Source organism: Mycobacterium syngnathidarum, assembly GCF_001942625.1.
Lineage (GTDB): Bacteria > Actinomycetota > Actinomycetes > Mycobacteriales > Mycobacteriaceae > Mycobacterium > Mycobacterium syngnathidarum.
The window spans coordinates 1-1593 of the sequence record NZ_MLCL01000072.1 but is presented as its reverse complement, the minus strand read 5'-3'; the positions used below and the strand labels follow the sequence as shown (position 1 = coordinate 1593).

General features: G+C 67.3%; 1 protein-coding gene. It reads right to left on the bottom strand.

Annotated features, from left to right (window positions below; translation table 11 throughout):
* Positions 1–170 precede the first annotated feature (170 nt).
* Positions 171–1577, bottom strand: a complete 1407-nt coding sequence (locus BKG60_RS18640) for an IS1380 family transposase (RefSeq protein ID WP_064868263.1) — start codon at positions 1575–1577, stop codon at positions 171–173.
* Between the last annotated feature and the right edge of the window lie 16 nt (positions 1578–1593).

Below are 1593 nucleotides of genomic sequence, written 5' to 3'. Positions count from 1 at the left end.
CCCGGATTTTGCGTGGAAATGGGCGTGGGCTTGGTCTGATGTCGAGTTGTGTTGCTGGGGAGTAGTTTTCGGGTGTAGGCGTGGGTGGATTGTCCTGTTTCGCCAGGTGGTGCGGGCTTTCCCGGGGCCGTGGGTCTTTCCTCGTCGGTCGGTCAGATGAGGGTTGGCGGTCAATCGAATGCGGTGCGGATCCTTTGCCAGGCGGTCGCGATTTGGGCGGCCCAGCGCCAGGTGGAGTCGATGCGTAGTCGCAGTTGCCGGGCGCTGCGGGTGATGCGGGCGGCCACGTGCAGGACTCGGTAGCGGAAGGTGCTGATCTCGACGCGGGCCAGGCCGGGCTGGTGGGTGAAGCCGATCAGTCGGGTCCAGGTGACCAGGTCAGCGGCAGCCTGCACGATTTCCAGCCAGGCGGCGTTGGCCCAGAAACTGTGGCACGGCAGGTTGCGCAGGCCGGTGGCTTTGAGTTCGCGGATGCGGTCTTCAACGCGGGCGTGTTGGCGGTGCCGTAGCTCCAGACCGGCGATCTGGCCTGCCACGACACCTGGCGGTGTGTCGGTGATGAAGGCGGTGACCCGCATCCCGTCGGCGTCGGTGAACCGCAGCTGGGCGCCGGGATGCGGGCGTTCTTTGCGCAGGATCAGTCGCGTGCCGGCCGGCCAGCTGCTCAGGTTGACCAGGTCGGTGGCTTCGGCGACCCAGGCGCCGTCGCGGATACCGCCGGTGGTGTCGATCGCCGGATACCAACAGTCGCCGAGGTTGAGGGTGTCCACGGCGTCCTGGACGCGGGTATCGACGGGGTAGCCGAAGGAGAACCCCACCCCGGCCTCACGGCAGGCTGTGGCGAATCTGTGGGTGGCTCCTGCGGTGTCGCAGCGCACCAAGACCTTCGGCGTTTGGGGATCATCGCCACGATTGGGGTCCGGCCGCCACGGTGCAGGCAGCGATTGCAGTGCCTGTGTCAGCACGATGATGTGGTCGCTGGCGGTGTTGGAGCCGGCGTTTCCGGTGCGCAGCAGCCCGGCCAACGCTTCCCCGCCGGCGATGTCGGGACGGTCCAAAAACGCCAGCAGCGGGTGCAAGCCGAACGTTTTCTTCCAGGTCGGGGTAGCTCCGGCTTTGTTGTCGGAGTGATCGATCACCAGGGTGGCGTCGATGTCGATGTGCAGCCAGTCTTCGGTGGCCGGTGCCGCGCCGGCGGCCCAGGCCGCTGCCCGGGCGGCGGCTCGGGCTGCCCGCACCCCCGGCAGGTGGGCGGCATCGATGCGTTCGTCGATAAGCCGCCACATGGTGGTCGTGGAGGCTTTCGCGCCGAACACGTGCTCGCGGTCACCGCACAATTGGCCGACGGCGTCGATGCAGTCGGCCCCATCGGCGACCGCGGCCGCCAGATCAGCGAACACCTCCCCGGGCGCATACACCCACGGGCCTCGGTAGGTATCGGCCAGCGCAGCGGTGACCTGCGCCGATAGGCCGGTCCGGTCGGCAAGTTCACGCAACATACCCATCCCGGCATGCGACACGACGCCATGGCCATCAGCAGACACTTTCACCCGTGCAACGACCGCGATATTCTTCACCCGCGAAGTGCCTTCC